15 protein-coding genes are annotated in these 13,292 nt (G+C 73.2%); 8 read left to right on the top strand and 7 right to left on the bottom strand.

Going from position 1 to position 13,292, the window contains the following annotated elements:
- Nucleotides 1–2: 2 nt before the first annotated feature.
- Nucleotides 3–1,385 (top strand): outer membrane protein assembly factor BamB family protein, encoded by a 1,383-nt coding sequence (locus tag NE234_RS31135; RefSeq protein ID WP_252784427.1) that lies wholly within the window; start codon nucleotides 3–5, stop codon nucleotides 1,383–1,385.
- A 111-nt stretch (nucleotides 1,386–1,496) separates the two neighbouring features.
- On the opposite strand, the gene NE234_RS31130 is transcribed toward NE234_RS31135, so the two are convergent.
- Nucleotides 1,497–1,886 (bottom strand): RNA-binding S4 domain-containing protein, encoded by a 390-nt coding sequence (locus NE234_RS31130; protein ID WP_252784426.1) that lies wholly within the window; start codon nucleotides 1,884–1,886, stop codon nucleotides 1,497–1,499.
- A 100-nt stretch (nucleotides 1,887–1,986) separates the two neighbouring features.
- Between NE234_RS31130 and NE234_RS31125 the strand changes: the two genes are divergently transcribed.
- From NE234_RS31125 to NE234_RS31110, 4 genes are all read left to right on the top strand, one after another.
- Nucleotides 1,987–3,114: a Ppx/GppA phosphatase family protein gene (locus NE234_RS31125; RefSeq protein WP_252784425.1), complete on the top strand. Its 1,128-nt coding sequence runs from the start codon at nucleotides 1,987–1,989 to the stop codon at nucleotides 3,112–3,114.
- A gap of 155 nt (nucleotides 3,115–3,269) precedes the next feature.
- Nucleotides 3,270–4,328, top strand: coding sequence for a sodium:calcium antiporter (locus NE234_RS31120; RefSeq protein WP_252784424.1), 1,059 nt, complete (start codon nucleotides 3,270–3,272; stop codon nucleotides 4,326–4,328).
- Nucleotides 4,329–4,381: 53 nt separating this feature from the next.
- Entirely contained in the window at nucleotides 4,382–5,974 is a 1,593-nt protein-coding gene (locus NE234_RS31115) for a RecQ family ATP-dependent DNA helicase (protein ID WP_252784423.1), read from the top strand.
- A gap of 64 nt (nucleotides 5,975–6,038) precedes the next feature.
- Nucleotides 6,039–6,836: an SDR family oxidoreductase gene (locus NE234_RS31110; protein WP_252784498.1), complete on the top strand. Its 798-nt coding sequence runs from the start codon at nucleotides 6,039–6,041 to the stop codon at nucleotides 6,834–6,836.
- Nucleotides 6,837–6,951: 115 nt separating this feature from the next.
- On the opposite strand, the gene NE234_RS31105 is transcribed toward NE234_RS31110, so the two are convergent.
- The 3 genes from NE234_RS31105 to NE234_RS31095 are packed head-to-tail and all read right to left on the bottom strand — an operon-like array spanning nucleotide 6,952 to nucleotide 9,430.
- Nucleotides 6,952–7,764 carry an MBL fold metallo-hydrolase gene (locus NE234_RS31105; RefSeq protein ID WP_252784422.1) on the bottom strand — a complete coding sequence of 271 codons (813 nt, stop codon included), beginning with the start codon at nucleotides 7,762–7,764 and terminating at the stop codon, nucleotides 6,952–6,954.
- A gap of 35 nt (nucleotides 7,765–7,799) precedes the next feature.
- A complete protein-coding gene (locus NE234_RS45520) occupies nucleotides 7,800–8,975 on the bottom strand; it encodes a zinc-dependent alcohol dehydrogenase (protein WP_252784421.1) in 1,176 nt (391 codons plus the stop codon).
- Complete coding sequence (locus NE234_RS31095; RefSeq protein ID WP_252784420.1) at nucleotides 8,972–9,430, bottom strand: SRPBCC family protein; 459 nt, start codon at nucleotides 9,428–9,430, stop codon at nucleotides 8,972–8,974. Before NE234_RS31095 ends, NE234_RS45520 begins: the two co-directional genes overlap by 4 nt.
- Nucleotides 9,431–9,581: 151 nt before the next feature.
- Here NE234_RS31095 and NE234_RS31090 point away from each other — a divergent pair, with 151 nt between their 5' ends.
- Together NE234_RS31090 and NE234_RS31085 are read left to right on the top strand one after the other, a co-directional pair.
- Nucleotides 9,582–9,995, top strand: coding sequence for a DUF6098 family protein (locus tag NE234_RS31090; protein ID WP_256529677.1), 414 nt, complete (start codon nucleotides 9,582–9,584; stop codon nucleotides 9,993–9,995).
- Between the two features lie 54 nt (nucleotides 9,996–10,049).
- A complete protein-coding gene (locus NE234_RS31085) occupies nucleotides 10,050–10,238 on the top strand; it encodes a DUF2795 domain-containing protein (RefSeq protein ID WP_252784497.1) in 189 nt (62 codons plus the stop codon).
- A 215-nt stretch (nucleotides 10,239–10,453) separates the two neighbouring features.
- Here NE234_RS31085 and NE234_RS31080 read toward each other — a convergent pair whose 3' ends face one another.
- On the bottom strand, nucleotides 10,454–10,666 hold the full coding sequence (locus NE234_RS31080; protein WP_252784418.1) for a hypothetical protein: 213 nt from the start codon (nucleotides 10,664–10,666) through the stop codon (nucleotides 10,454–10,456).
- Nucleotides 10,667–10,688: 22 nt separating this feature from the next.
- The gene (locus tag NE234_RS31075) at nucleotides 10,689–11,141 is read right to left on the bottom strand and encodes a hypothetical protein (RefSeq protein ID WP_252784417.1); all 453 of its coding nucleotides are present in this window, start codon (nucleotides 11,139–11,141) and stop codon (nucleotides 10,689–10,691) included.
- A gap of 114 nt (nucleotides 11,142–11,255) precedes the next feature.
- Here NE234_RS31075 and NE234_RS31070 point away from each other — a divergent pair, with 114 nt between their 5' ends.
- On the top strand, nucleotides 11,256–12,290 hold the full coding sequence (locus NE234_RS31070) for a DNA topoisomerase IB (RefSeq protein ID WP_252784416.1): 1,035 nt from the start codon (nucleotides 11,256–11,258) through the stop codon (nucleotides 12,288–12,290).
- 3 nt (nucleotides 12,291–12,293) lie between these two features.
- Here the strand turns inward: NE234_RS31070 and NE234_RS31065 are convergent, their stop codons facing one another.
- The gene (locus NE234_RS31065; protein WP_252784415.1) at nucleotides 12,294–13,238 is read right to left on the bottom strand and encodes a LysR family transcriptional regulator; all 945 of its coding nucleotides are present in this window, start codon (nucleotides 13,236–13,238) and stop codon (nucleotides 12,294–12,296) included.
- Between the last annotated feature and the right edge of the window lie 54 nt (nucleotides 13,239–13,292).

The following is a 13,292-nucleotide window of genomic DNA, read 5'->3' as shown; positions in this document are numbered from 1 at the left end:
GCATGGGCAGGCTCGCGTACGGCGCCGCACTGATCGTCCTCACCGCCGCGACGGCGTGCGGCTCCGGTGGAGGGTCCCGTGCGGACAGCACCGCACCGGCGCCCGCCGGGACCGCCCCGGCGCCCGTGCGCCCGGCGATCTCCTGGCCGACGTACCACGGCGCGAACGACCGGGCGGGGTTCGCCGCCGTGTTCCCCGCGCCGCGCACGCTCGGCGACGTGTGGACGGCGGGCCTCGACGGGGCGGTGTACGGACAGCCGATCGTCGTGGGCGGCACCGCGTACGTCGGGACGGAGAACGACACCGTCTACGCGCTGGACCTGGCGACGGGGCGGCAGGTCTGGCGGCGGCACATCGGCACGCCCGTGCCCCGGTCGGCGCTCCCGTGCGGCAACATCGACCCGCTCGGCATCACCGGGACCTCGGCGTACGACCCGGGCACCCGCACGGTGTTCGTCGCCGCCGAGACGACCGGCGGGCGGCACACCCTCGTCGGCCTGAACGCCGCGGACGGACGGGTGCGCCTGCGGCGCGACCTCGACGTCGTGCCCGGCCGGGACCGTACGTCCGAGCAGCAGCGCGGTGCCCTGGCGGTCGCCGGCGGCCGGGTGTACGTCCCGTTCGGCGGGCTCGACGGCGACTGCGGGAACTACGTCGGCTACGTCGCCGCCGCGCGCGCCGACGGCGGCGGCCGCGTCGCGTCCTACGCGGTCCCGACGCGCCGGATGGGCGGCATGTGGGCGCCGTCCGGCCCGGCCGTCGGCGCGTCCGGCGACGTCTACGTGGCCGTCGGGAACGGCGCGAGCCTGGGCGGCGCGTACGACGGCAGCGACTCCGTGCTGCGGCTGTCGGCCGACCTGTCCCGCCGTCTGTCGTACTTCGCGCCGAAGAACTGGGGCTCGGAGAACAGCGCGGACCAGGACCTCGGCTCGACCGGCCCCCTCCTGCTGCCCGGTGACCGGGTGATGATCGCCGGGAAGACCGGCGACATCTACCTCCTCGACGGCCACGACCTCGGCGGCGTCGGCGGCGGGCGTGCCTCCCTGCACGGCTGCGTCTCCTTCGGCGGCATGGCGCGGGACGGCTCCTCGGTCTTCCTGCCCTGCGAGCAGGGGCTGCAGCGCGTGGACGTCACCGGCGGCGACGCTCTGCGCCGGGTCTGGCGGGCGCCGGGGAACGTCAAAGGCTCACCCGTGGTCGGCGGCGGCGCGGTGTGGACCCTCGACACCGACGCCGGCGTCCTGCACGCCCTGGCGGAGTCCGACGGGCATTCGCTGGCCTCGCGCCGGATCGGAGAGGTCAGCCGGTTCGCCTCGCCGACCCTCGCCGGGTCGCTCGTCCTCGTCCCCACGATGCGCGGCGTCACCGCGGTCAGCGTGCGCTGACGAAGCCTGGTCGGGTCCGCGTCACGGCCCCACACCGTGACGAGGACGCGCCGTGGCCCCGGGCGGGCCCGCTCGGGGCGGCAGCGCGGGCCTCGGGCGCCGGCGGCGTGGTCAGCCGCGGCCGGGCTTGCGGCCGAGCAGCCGCTCGATCTCCCGGCGGTCCCGCTTGGTGGGCCGGCCGGCGCCGCGTTCGCGGCGCGCGATCGGGAGCAGCGCCGCGCGCGGGGGCGGCGGCGGGCTGTGGTCGGTGTAGCACTCGACGGCGACGGGCGCGCCGACGCGCTTGCGTACGACGCGGCGCACGACGACGACGCGTTCGCGCCCGGCCAGGCGCACCCGCACCTGGTCTCCGGGTTTCACCGCGGCGGCGGGCTTGACGCGCTCGTCGTTGACCCGGACGTGGCCGGCCCGGCAGGCGGCCGTGGCCAGCGAGCGGGTCTTGACGAGCCGCACCGACCAGATCCACACATCGACCCGTACGGTCTCCTGATCCGCCGCCATGGAAGGAACCTTAGTCCAGCCGGTGCCGTAACCGCCGTTTCGGCGGCGCATGAATCGGGTAGTGCGCTTCGCTCCGCGGCAGCCGGGTACTCAAGCGATCATGCGCACCGCCATCTTGGACGTCGGGTCCAATGCCGCCCATCTCAAGGTCGTCGACCTCGTCCCGGGCTGCCCCATACGGACCGTCGTCTCCCTCAAGAAGCCGACACGGCTGGGCGGGGCGATCCCGGCCGACGGCCGGCTCGGCCGGGCGGAGGCCGACCGGGTGGTGGCGTCGGTGGCCGCGGCCGCCGACGCGGCGGCGAGGATCGGCGCCGCCGAGCTCCTCCCCTTCGTGACGTCCGCGATCCGCGACGCGCCCAACCGGGATGAGGTCCTCGACCGGGTCGCCGAGGAGACGGGCGTGGAGCTGGGGTTCCTGACCGGCCCCGACGAGGCGTGCCTGACCTTCCTGGCCGTGCGCGCCTGGTACGGCTGGTCCGTCGGGCCGATCCTGCTGGCCGACATCGGCGGCGGCTCGATGGAGATCGCCACCGGGGACGGGGCCGAGGCCGACGCGGCGCTGTCGATGCCGCTCGGCGCGGGCCGGCTCACCCGGGAGCTGCTGTCCGGCGACCCGCCGGACGGGCGGCAGCTCGAACGGCTCCGCGCCCACGTCGCGGAGCGGCTGGCCGCGTACGGCGTCGACCGGCTGACCGACGGGTCCTCCGGCCACCACGCGGTCGCGACGTCGAAGATCTTCACCCAGCTCGCCAAGCTCTGCGGGGAGCGAAGGCCGGACGGCCGCCGGACGCTGGAGCGCCGGGCCCTGCGGCGGCGGATCGCCGGCCTGGCGGTGCGGACCACCGAGGAGCGCGCACGGCTCAAGGGGGTCTCGCGCGCCCGCGCCCGCCACATCCTGGCCGGCGCCGTCGTCGCCGACGAGATCATGGCCGCCCTGGGGGTGCGCCGCCTGGAGATCTGTCCCTGGGCGCTGCGGGAGGGCATCGCGCTGCGCAGGCTGTGGCGGCTGGAGGCGGAGGCCGGCCGGGCGAACGAGATCGAGCACCTCGTGCGGCCGCTGCGCGCGGACGGGATCACCGCGGACACCGAACCGGGAAAGGACGAGGGCCCCGCCGGAACGTCGCCCGGCGGGGCCCTCGATGTGTGTACCGGTGTGCGGGTCGCCTCTCGGCGAAAGGCACAACGCGGCTCCAGCCGAACGGTAGTCCGCGAAGGCGATAGATGAGGCCCGGGGACACCAGGCACACCGGCCACGAGAGATGTAACACGACCCGGTGGGCCGTTGTTCCCACCCTCGCCACCGAAATTCGCGGCATCCCGATCGGCACGTGACGCGGCGATCATTGCATGGAGCAGCAATCTTCGGGCAAAGCGCTCTTCATGGGTGATCTGCCATCGTTGGTGTTGCTCGTCCTGTTCCTGCTCAGTGCCGGAGTCATCTGGTACGCCGGGATACGGCTGTCCGACACGACCGACGTCCTGTCCGAACGCCTGCACCTGGGCAGCGCGCTCGGCGGCCTGATCCTCCTGGCGGTCGCGACCAACCTCCCGGAGGCGGCGATCACCGTGAGCGCAGCGCTGTCCCACCACCTCGACGTCGCGGTCGGCAACATCCTCGGCGGCATCGCGGCGCAGACCGTCGTCCTGGTCGTCCTGGACGTCGCCGACGCCGGCGCGCCGCTGACGTACGTCGCGGCCAGCCTCAGCCTCGTCCTGGAGGGCGCGCTCGTGGTCGCGGTGCTGGCGGTGGTCGTCATGGGCACCCAGCTGCCCGGCGGCCTCCACTTCGCCCGGCTCGACCCCGCCTCCGTCCTGATCGCCGTCGTCTGGGTGGCCGGTCTGCTCCTGCTCAGGCGGGCCGGCCGGGGCCTGCCGTGGCACGAGGGCGGTGACGCCCCCGACACCCAGCCCGAACGGAAGGGCCACTCGAAGACGAAGAAGGAGGCGCAGGCCACCTCCTCGGGGATCGGAACGCGGCGCGCCGCGGTGATCTTCGGCCTCGCCGCGATCGCCACCCTGGTCGCGGGCGTGGTCATCGAGCGCAGCGGCGAGGAGTTCTTCGGCCGGCTCGGCATGAGCGGCGTCGCCTTCGGCGCCACCGTGCTCGCGGCCGCCACCTCGCTCCCGGAGATCAGCACCGGGCTGACCTCCGTCCGGATGGGCGACCACCAGCTGGCGATCAGCGACATCTTCGGCGGGAACGCCTTCCTGCCGGTGCTGTTCCTCGCCGCGTCGCTGATCTCCGGCCGGCCGGTGCTGCCCGACGCGCACCGGTCGGACATCTACCTAACCGCGCTCGGCTCCCTGCTCACGCTGGTCTACATGGCGGGGCTGATCTTCCGGCCCCGGCGCGACCGGCTCCGCATGGGCGTGGACAGCCGCACGGTGCTCGCGCTGTACGCCCTGGGCGTCGCCGGCCTGCTGGCCATCGGTGGCTGAACCGGGTGGCCCTGCCGCGTTCTCCCAGGTCGTTCCGGGGTAGCCCTGCCCGCATGACGGGGATTCGGAATCTACGGAAGATCGCCGGAACGCGGTTCGGCATCGACGAGCTGCGGCCCGCGCAGGAGGAGGCGGTCAAGGAGCTGGTCGGGGGCCGCGACTGCCTCGTGGTCATGCCGAGCGGCGCGGGGAAGTCGGCGATCTACCAGCTGGCGGCCGTCGCCCTCGGCGGACCGGCGGTCGTCGTGTCGCCCCTGCTGTCCCTGCAGCGGGACCAGGCGCAGGGGCTGCGGGAGCAGGGACTCACCGCGATCAGCGTCAACGCGGCCGTCGGCGAGAAACGCCGCGACCAGGCGTACGCCCTGCTCCGCGAGAGGGCGACGGGCTTCGTCTTCCTCGCGCCGGAGCAGCTCGCCCGGCCCGACGTGCGCGCGGTACTGGCCGAGGCGCCGCCCGCCCTCATCGCGATCGACGAGGCGCACTGCGTCTCCGCCTGGGGCCACGACTTCCGCCCGGACTACCTCCGCATCGGCGGCATCATCGAGGGACTGCCGCACCGGCCCGTCGTCGCCGCGCTCACCGCGACGGCGGCGCCGCCCGTACGGGAGGAGATCGTCGAGCGGCTGCGGCTGCGCGACCCGGCACGGATCATCCGCGGCTTCGACCGGCCCGAGATCCGCCTGTCGGTGACGATGTTCCACGACGCGGCCGAGAAGGAGGACGCCGTCGTCGACCTGGCCCGTCGGCTGCCCGGCTCGGGCATCGTGTACGCCGCGACCCGCCGGGAGACCGAGGAGTACGCCGAGCGGCTCGGGGTCCGCGCGTACCACGCCGGACTGCGCAAGACCGAGCGGGCCGAGACCCAGCAGGCGTTCATGGACGGCGAGACGATCGTCGCGACCAGCGCCTTCGGGATGGGCATCGACCGGCCCGACGTGCGCTTCGTCGTCCACGCCTCGGTGCCGGGGTCGCTGGACGAGTACTACCAGGAGATCGGCCGGGCCAGCCGGGACGGCGACCCCGCGGAGGCGATCTGCCTCTACCGCGCCGAGGACCTCGGACTGCGCCGCTTCTTCGCCGGGGGCCTGCCCGACGAGGAGCTGCTGGCCCGCGTCGCCGCGGCGATCGACGGCCCGGTCTCCCGGCGCGACCTGGCCCGCCGCGTGGATCTGTCGGACCGGCGCGTCACCGCGCTGCTCAACCTGCTGGAGACGGCCGGCGCGCTGCGGCTGCGGCGCCGCGTCGAGCCGCTCCCCGACGCGCCGCCGCCGGCGGAGGCCGCCGCCCTCGCCCGCGAGATCGCCGAGAAGCACCGTACGGTGGAGCGCTCCCGCGTCGAGATGATGCGCCGGTACGCCGAGCTGACCGACTGCCGCCGCCGCTTCCTGCTGCGCTACTTCGGCGAGGTGGTCGAGGACCCGTGCGGGAACTGCGACAACTGCGCGTCGGGGAGCTCCACTCCCGCCGACTCCGAACGCCCGGCGTTCGCGCCCGGCGCCCGGGTCGAGCACCAGGACTGGGGACGCGGCACCGTCCTCGGCGCCAAGGAGGGCCGTCTCACCGTGGTGTTCGACGAGGTCGGCTACAAGGAGCTGCTGGCCGGGACGGTACTGGAGGAGGGCCTGCTCGCTCCGCTGAGCGGCTGACCGGAATGGCGTCCGGGGCGCTGGGTAGGGGCGGCGCATGAGCCGACCAGAAGCACCCGTGTCCATGACCGAATACCCGCGCATCGCCCTCATCACCGGCGCCGACTCCGGCATCGGCAAGGCGACCGCGGTCACGCTGGCCGAGCGCGGCTACGACGTCGGGATCACCTTCCACTCCGACGAGGACGGCGCGAAGGGCACGGCCGAGGAGGTACGGGGCCTCGGCCGGAACTGCGCCGTACGCCGCCACGACCTCACCGACCCGGTCGCCGCCGCGCGGGTGGTGGACGAACTGGCCGACGAGCTCGGCGGCGTCGGGGTGCTGGTGAACAACGCCGGAACCGGCAGCAGCCGCCCCGTCCTGGAGATGGACTACGACGAGTGGCGCTCCGTCGTCTCGGTGGACCTCGACGGGGCGTTCCTGTGCTCCCAGCGCGCCGCCCGCCGGATGATCGACCAGGGCGGCGGCGGACGGATCGTCAACGTCACGAGCGTCCACGAGGAGTACCCGCGCGTGGGCTCCGGCCCGTACTGCGCCGCCAAGGGCGGGCTGAAGATGCTGACCCGCGTCCTGGCGCTGGAGCTGTCGGCGTACGGGATCACCGCCAACACGATCGCGCCGGGCGAGATCGCCACGCCGATGACCGGCCAGGCGGACCAGCCGCCCGAGCCCGGCAGCCGGCCCGGCTACCCGCTCGGCCGGCCGGGCCACGCCCGGGAGGTCGCCGCCGCGATCGCGTTCCTCGCCGACCCCTCGGCCTCGTACGTCACCGGGGCGTCGTTGTTCGTCGATGGCGCGCTGGGGCTGATGGGACCGCAGGCAGCGGGGGCCCTGCAGTCCGCGGACTGGCGCGAGGGCTGAGCGGGCCGGCGCCGCCGGTGAACGGGCCGATCCCGCCGGGAACGGCGATCACGCCGGTGAACGGCGGCCGCGCCGGTGAACGGCGGCCGCGCCGCTCACCGGCGGGGCTTCCTCGTCAGAGCTCGATGACCGTTCCGCGCTGCACGACCTGGATCCTGTCCTGGAGGCCGCGCCGGCGGACCTCCCCGTCGAAGTCCGACAGCGGGGACTTCATCACCGTGTAGTCGTTGTGATGGATCGGGACGACGCGGGCGGCGTTCACCAGTTCCACCCAGTCCGCGCCCTGCTTGCCGTCCATGGTGACCAGCAGCGTGTCGAGGATCTTCGTGCCGCCGAGGTGCACCACGCCGACGTCGATGGCCGGGTAGCGGCGCGGGATCTCGGCCAGATCGTCGTACATCAGGGTGTCGCCGCTGATGTACATCCGGAGGTCGACCTGCCCGCCCCGCGACCCGAACTCCAGGATGCTGCCCATCACCGGCGGGAGCATCAGCTGGAACGGCCCCGGCGCGTGCCGCCCGGGGGCCGAGGTGATCCGCACGACCCGGTCGCCCTTGACGAACTCGTGCTCGTCCCAGGTGCGCAGGCCGTAGGAGTTCCCGAAGCCCTGGGGCTTCAGCCGCCGTGCCGCGTGGGTCGTGGTGACGATCGGCAGCTCCTTGTCGAGGCTCCGCCGCGCCACCCGGTCCCAGTGGTCGCCGTGCAGGTGGGACAGGACGATGCCGTCCAGCGGCGGCAGGCGGTCCACGGAGATCGCCGGATCCAGGAGCCGTGTGGTCATGATGCCCCAGCCGAGGTGGACCTTCTGTCCCCGGCGGATGAAATTGGGGTCGGTCAGCAGGGTGAACCCGCCGTACCGGATCACGGTGGTGGCGTTCCCGACGAAGAACAGCCCCCCGGACTTCGGAATCAGGTCCTCTTCGGTCATCGCGGTCCCCCGGTCGGGGGCGGGGCTCTCCGGGGTCAGTCTCCCGGCCGGAACACCGCCCGTACGCAGCCGTCCTTCTTGTGCTTGAACAGGTCGTACCCCTCCGGACCTTGATCGAGCGGCATGACGTGCGTGGCCAGGTGAGCGGTGCTGATCTCGCCCTTCGCCATCCGGTCCAGCAGCATGGGGATGTAGCGCTGGCCGTGCTGCTGGGCGCCGCGAACCGTCAGCCCCTTGTTCATCATCGCTCCCAGCGGGAACTTGTCGACCGCGCCGCCGAAGACGCCGAGGACGAAGACCGATCCGCCCTTGCGGCAGGCGTAGATCGCCTCGCGGACCGCGGCCGGCCGGTCGGTCTGCAGCCGGAGCTGCTGCTTGGCCTGGTCGTAGAGGTGCTGTACGCCCGTGTCGTGCGCCTCCATGCCGACGGCCTCGATGCACACGTCGGGGCCGCGCCCGCCGGTGCGGGCGCGCAGCTCGGCGCCCACGTCGGTGGCCGTGTAGTCGATCGTCTCGACCCCGAGATGCTCCTCGGCCTGGGCGAGGCGCTCGGGCAGGCGGTCGATGACGATCACGCGTTCGGCGCCCAGCAGTGTCGCCGCCCGCGCCGCCATCTGGCCCACGCCGCCGCTCCCCCAGACGGCCACCACGTCACCGGGACCGACGCCGCCGAGGTCCGCACCCATCCACCCGGTCGGCACGGCGTCCGAGGCGAACAGCGCCGTCAGGTCGTCCACGGCGTCGGGCACGGTGAACGCGCCCTGGTCGGCGAACGGCACCCAGACGTACTCGGCGTGACTGCCCTTAAACCCGCCCATCGCGTGCGAGTACCCGAAGACCGCGCCGGTCTCATAGCCGAACAGCGCCTGGCCGATGCCGGGGTTGGTGTTGCTGTTGTCGCACAGGGAGAACATCTCGTGCTCGCAGTACCAGCAACGGCCGCAGCTGATGAAGGAGCAGACGACGACCCGGTCGCCGGTCCTGTGGCGGCGTACTCCCGGCCCGACCTCGACGACCTCGCCGAGGAACTCGTGGCCGAGGACGTCGCCGGCGCGCATCGCGGGGATGTAGCCGCCGAGCAGGTGCAGGTCGGAGCCGCAGGTGGTGGTCAGCCGCACCTTGACGATGATGTCCTGGTCGTTCTCGATCCTCGGGTCGGGGACGTCCTCGACGGAGAGCCGGTTCACGCCCTCCCAGCAGACCGCCTTCACAGCCGCCCCTCCCCTCCGGACCGGCGGGTGACCAGGTCCAGGACCTTCCCCGCGGGTGTCGGATGCGTCGAGGGCGGCGTGTCCGCCCGCAGCACCTCCCCCGTCTCGAGCAGCGACTTGGCCTCCCGCAGCGCCTCCCGTACGGGCTGCCGGGGGTCGTCCCCGGTGACCCGTGCCGCCGCGCCCCGCACTCCGGTGGGGACGGGGGCCGTCATCCGGGCCTCGATCTCCGTGCCCCGGTCGCCCGGCGCCGGCCGTACGTCGAACTCGGCGAGGTCCCCGACCCGCCGGAGCGGCTCCGGGAGCCGCCCGCCGGGCGCGACGTCCTCCGGCGACCGGTTCACGGTCACCGCCAGCGGAAGATCGGCGGCGCCGCGCTCCTTCCCGGTCATCCGGCGGGCCACGACCAGACCCGCGCCGGCGGCCACCGCCGCCGCCCCGACAAGTCGCTTCATCCTCATCCACTCCTCCTACGGACGTCTGCTCCGCCTACCCGGATCAGGCGGCTTGACCCGTGGTGGAGCCCGACCGCAGGTAAAAGCCGCGAACCGGCCGTGAGGTCCCCCTTTCACCGGGTAGTGGTCTGCGGCACGGAGGGAAGGCACCATGCGCAGCATCGAGAAGTTGAGTGAACTGACGGAGCTGGTGAACGGCCGGCAGGACCTGTACCTGCGGCACTCGGGCGGCCCCGAGTCGGACGCCGACGGGGCCAGCCGTGACTACGAGAGCGGACTGGAACTGCCGGGTCTGTCGGTCGTCCCGTTGCAGGCGCCCCGGTGGTGGAGCCGGCCGCTGGAGGACTGGATCGCCCGCCAAATCCGGAAATACGCGCACCTGGCCGAGAAGGGGGACGACCGGCATGCGTGGGTCCTGTCCGGCGAGCCCTGCGACTTCGGCCCGGATCACGAGCCTCTCATCGCCGACTTCGAGCCCGTCGCCGCCCTGAGCGATGACCTGTTGAAGGAGGCCGAGGAGCGCTACCACGAGCGCTTCGAGGTGGGCCGCGACTCGCTCCAGTGAGTTCCCGGACCCGCGTGGGTAGGGCGTACCTCATCGAGGAGGGGGGCCTTGACGATGGCTCAGGACTTCATCGAAGTGCAGAAGTATCTGTCCGGCGTGGACTACCCGGCGTCCAAGGAGCAGCTCCTGGAACACGCCAAGGAGAAGGGCGCGCCGAAGGAGGTGTTGGACGACCTGAAGAAGATCCCGGAGGAGGAGTACGACGGCCCCAACCGCGTCAGCAAGGCCGTCTCCAAGACCTGACCGCCCGACCACACGTCACCGGCCGCCGTACGGTCCCGCACGGCGGCCGGGAACGGTCGCTCCCGCCGCCGGTGTGGGAAATCGCACCGAATCGGGCGTCCAGGCGGGTCCGCCTTCAGCGTGTGTCCTCTCAGGAGGAATTCGTTCCTCCTGACGGGACAGCGTCCAGCACGACCGGGCACTCCGGCGAGAGGGAACGTGCCGCCACGGGACGCTCAGTCCTCCTCGGCGGCGCGGCGCTCCGCGCCGGTCTCGCCGGCGTAGCCGACGTCCTGGCCCTGCACGCGGCCGACGAACGTCTCGTTCGGCGTGGTCCCCGTCGTCGTGCCCTGGTCCGGCTGGTCCGGGTCGGGTTCGCCGCCCACGTCGCGGCTGTTCGCCACGCCCTCGTCGAGCGGCACGTCCCGTTCCGGCTTCTTCCCGCTCATCGTCTGCTCCCTTCGGGGCCGGTCAACCGTTCGCGCTGAGACGCCGGTAGGTGGCGGCCGTGACCATCCCGTACGCCAGGTGCGGCACGACGTCCGAGATCCATCCGGCGGCTCCCCACGTACGCGGGTCGGTGAGCCCCATCGCGACGGCCGGTCCCTCGCTCGCCACGGACGCCGCCGCCCCGAGCGCCAGCGCGTCGGGCAGGGTCCGCGCCCGCGAGCGGATCAGGCCGTACGCGACGCCGACCCCGATGCCCACGCCGAATCCGAGCAGGGCGCCGAGGGCCTGGCGGCGGTTCTCCGCGGTCTCGTCCTCGCCGAGCGACACTCCGGCGCGCTCGGTGGTCTTCTCGACCATCTGTTCCGGGATCTGGCTGCCGGAACGCCCGCGCAGGGCCATGTCGGCGTACGTGACCGCGTTGAGCGCCGCCGTACCCGCCGCGCCCGCCAACGCCCCGGAGAGCAGACCGTTCACGATGCGTCCCCCTGACTCTCCTCCGCTGCCGTCGCGAAGAAGGCCCTTTCCCTGGACGGGGGAGATAATCCCGTCTGCCCGAATGCTTGCTCCATGCGGGGGTAGACGGGGGGCGTGACAACGACCGACGTGGAACTCTCGCGCAGCGATCTGGGGTGCGCGGGCATCCGGCGGATCCGCTGCGGGCGGGGCTTCCGCTACGTCGACCCCGGCGGCAAGCCCGTACGCGACCCGGAGACCCTCGCCCGCGTCAAGGCCCTGGTGATCCCTCCCGCCTGGGAGAACGTCTGGATCTGCCCCTACGCCGACGGCCACATCCAGGCGGTGGGCACCGACACGGCGGGGCGGCGCCAGTACCGCTACCACGACCTGTGGCGCGAGCAGCGGGACCGGGAGAAACACGACCGGATGCTGGAGTTCGGCCGGGCGCTGCCCCGCGTTCGCGAACGGGTCGAGCGCGGCCTCAGGGAGAAGGGGCTGACCCGGGACCGCGTGCTCGCGGCCGCCGTCCGCCTCATCGACCTGGGGTTCTTCCGGCCGGGCGGCGAGGAGTACGCGGCGGAGAACGGCACGTACGGCCTCGCGACGATCCGCAAGGAGCACGTGACCCTGACCGGCGGCCAGATCATCTTCGACTACATCGCCAAGGGGTCGAAGCAGCGCGAGCAGGCCGTCGCCGACGACGACGTCTGCGCCGTCGTCCGCAGCCTGAAACGACGCCGGAGCGGAGGGGAGGAGCTCCTCGCCTACCGCAGCGGGCCGCGCTGGCACGACGTCACGTCCACCGACATCAACGACCACCTGCGGGAGCTGTCCGGCGGGGAGTTCTCCGCCAAGGACTTCCGCACGTGGCACGCCACCGTCCTGGCCGCCGTCGGCCTCGCGGTGTCCGAGCCGGCGGCCGCGGCGGACGGCACCCGGAAGCGCGCCGTCGCCCGTGTCGTCCGCGAGGTCGCCGACTATCTCGGCAACACTCCCGCCGTCGCCCGTGCCTCCTACATCGACCCCAGGATCATCGAGCTGTACGAGAACGGGGTCACCATCGCCCCGATCCTCACCCGGCTCGGCGAGAACCGCGACTTCGGCGACCTCGCCACCCGCGGCTCCGCCGAACGGGCCGTCCTGGAGCTGCTGACCGAGCACGGCTGATCATCAGGCGAGGGCGGCGCGGTCGGGCTCGGGGATCCACAGGCGATCGTCGCCGGGGTCGGGGACGGGCGGAACGGGCAGCGCGGCGAGCAGGCCGCGGAGCCGGGGATCGCGGTTCTCCCGGCGCCAGGTGATGGACCACACGTGCATCACCACCGGCTCGATGATCGGAATCCGCCGCATGCGCGGGTCGTCGGGCAGGTCGGTGCCCGCCTCGCTGAGCATGACGGCCTTCCTCTCCCCGCGCATCTGCTCCCCGTACCCGCGGACCCCGATCGCCGGCTCATTGAAGCGCACCGGGACCTGGAGCTCGTCGCGGAGCCGGAGCAGGTAGCCGCGCCATTCCTCGGCGCCGCCGGCGTCCGGCATCGCGATGCCCGCCGCCCGGAGGTCGGCCAGCCGCAGCACCGGACGGCCGGCGAACGGGTGGTCCGCGTCGACGAACGCGTGCAGGGGCTCGAGGTGCACGGGCCGGTGGTCGAGATCGGTGGGCCAGGGCAGGCCGAGGTCGTGCACGCGGCCGAACGCCGCGTCCAGTTCCCCGCTCCGCACCGCCGGCAGCGCCGTCGCCAGTCCCTGGCGCATCGTCGGCTCGACCCGCAGGCCCGGAAGGCGGCCGACCGTCTCCCGCAGAATCCGCAGCGGCGTGAAGCGCTCAGCGAACACCTCGACGCGCAGCGGCCCGGTCGGCTCGCGGACCGCGGCGACGGCGGTGTCGTACGCGGCGACGGCGTCCCGGGCGAGCGGCAGAAACCGCCGGCCGGCCGACGTGAGGGCGACCCGGCGCGTGGTGCGGTCGAACAGCGGCACTGCCAGGGCGTTCTCCAGCCGGCGGACGCGTTTGGACAGCGCCTGCTGCGTGAGGAACAGCCGCGCGGCCGCCCTGCCGAAGTGCAGTTCATCGGCGACGGCGACGAAGGCCCGCATCCCCTGCAGATCGGGTTCCACCCGAGAGAGCCTCGATCGACAACCGCCGGTTGTCAAACGGCCGCAGAAGTTGTT

This window comes from Actinoallomurus rhizosphaericola (assembly GCF_024055675.1).
Taxonomy (GTDB): domain Bacteria; phylum Actinomycetota; class Actinomycetes; order Streptosporangiales; family Streptosporangiaceae; genus Actinoallomurus; species Actinoallomurus soli.
This window is presented reverse-complemented; position numbering and strand designations above follow the sequence as displayed.

What these genes read in the sequence shown, in the direction of transcription:
- NE234_RS31135 (WP_252784427.1), top strand. Translation starts at nt 3, where the DNA reads ATGGGCAGGCTCGCGTACGGCGCCGCACTGATCGTCCTCACCGCCGCG.
- NE234_RS31130 (WP_252784426.1), bottom strand. Translation starts at nt 1,886, where the DNA reads ATGGCGGCGGATCAGGAGACCGTACGGGTCGATGTGTGGATCTGGTCG.
- NE234_RS31125 (WP_252784425.1), top strand. Translation starts at nt 1,987, where the DNA reads ATGCGCACCGCCATCTTGGACGTCGGGTCCAATGCCGCCCATCTCAAG.
- NE234_RS31120 (WP_252784424.1), top strand. Translation starts at nt 3,270, where the DNA reads ATGGGTGATCTGCCATCGTTGGTGTTGCTCGTCCTGTTCCTGCTCAGT.
- NE234_RS31115 (WP_252784423.1), top strand. Translation starts at nt 4,382, where the DNA reads ATGACGGGGATTCGGAATCTACGGAAGATCGCCGGAACGCGGTTCGGC.
- NE234_RS31110 (WP_252784498.1), top strand. Translation starts at nt 6,039, where the DNA reads ATGACCGAATACCCGCGCATCGCCCTCATCACCGGCGCCGACTCCGGC.
- NE234_RS31105 (WP_252784422.1), bottom strand. Translation starts at nt 7,764, where the DNA reads ATGACCGAAGAGGACCTGATTCCGAAGTCCGGGGGGCTGTTCTTCGTC.
- NE234_RS31095 (WP_252784420.1), bottom strand. Translation starts at nt 9,430, where the DNA reads ATGAAGCGACTTGTCGGGGCGGCGGCGGTGGCCGCCGGCGCGGGTCTG.
- NE234_RS31090 (WP_256529677.1), top strand. Translation starts at nt 9,582, where the DNA reads ATGCGCAGCATCGAGAAGTTGAGTGAACTGACGGAGCTGGTGAACGGC.
- NE234_RS31085 (WP_252784497.1), top strand. Translation starts at nt 10,050, where the DNA reads ATGGCTCAGGACTTCATCGAAGTGCAGAAGTATCTGTCCGGCGTGGAC.
- NE234_RS31080 (WP_252784418.1), bottom strand. Translation starts at nt 10,666, where the DNA reads ATGAGCGGGAAGAAGCCGGAACGGGACGTGCCGCTCGACGAGGGCGTG.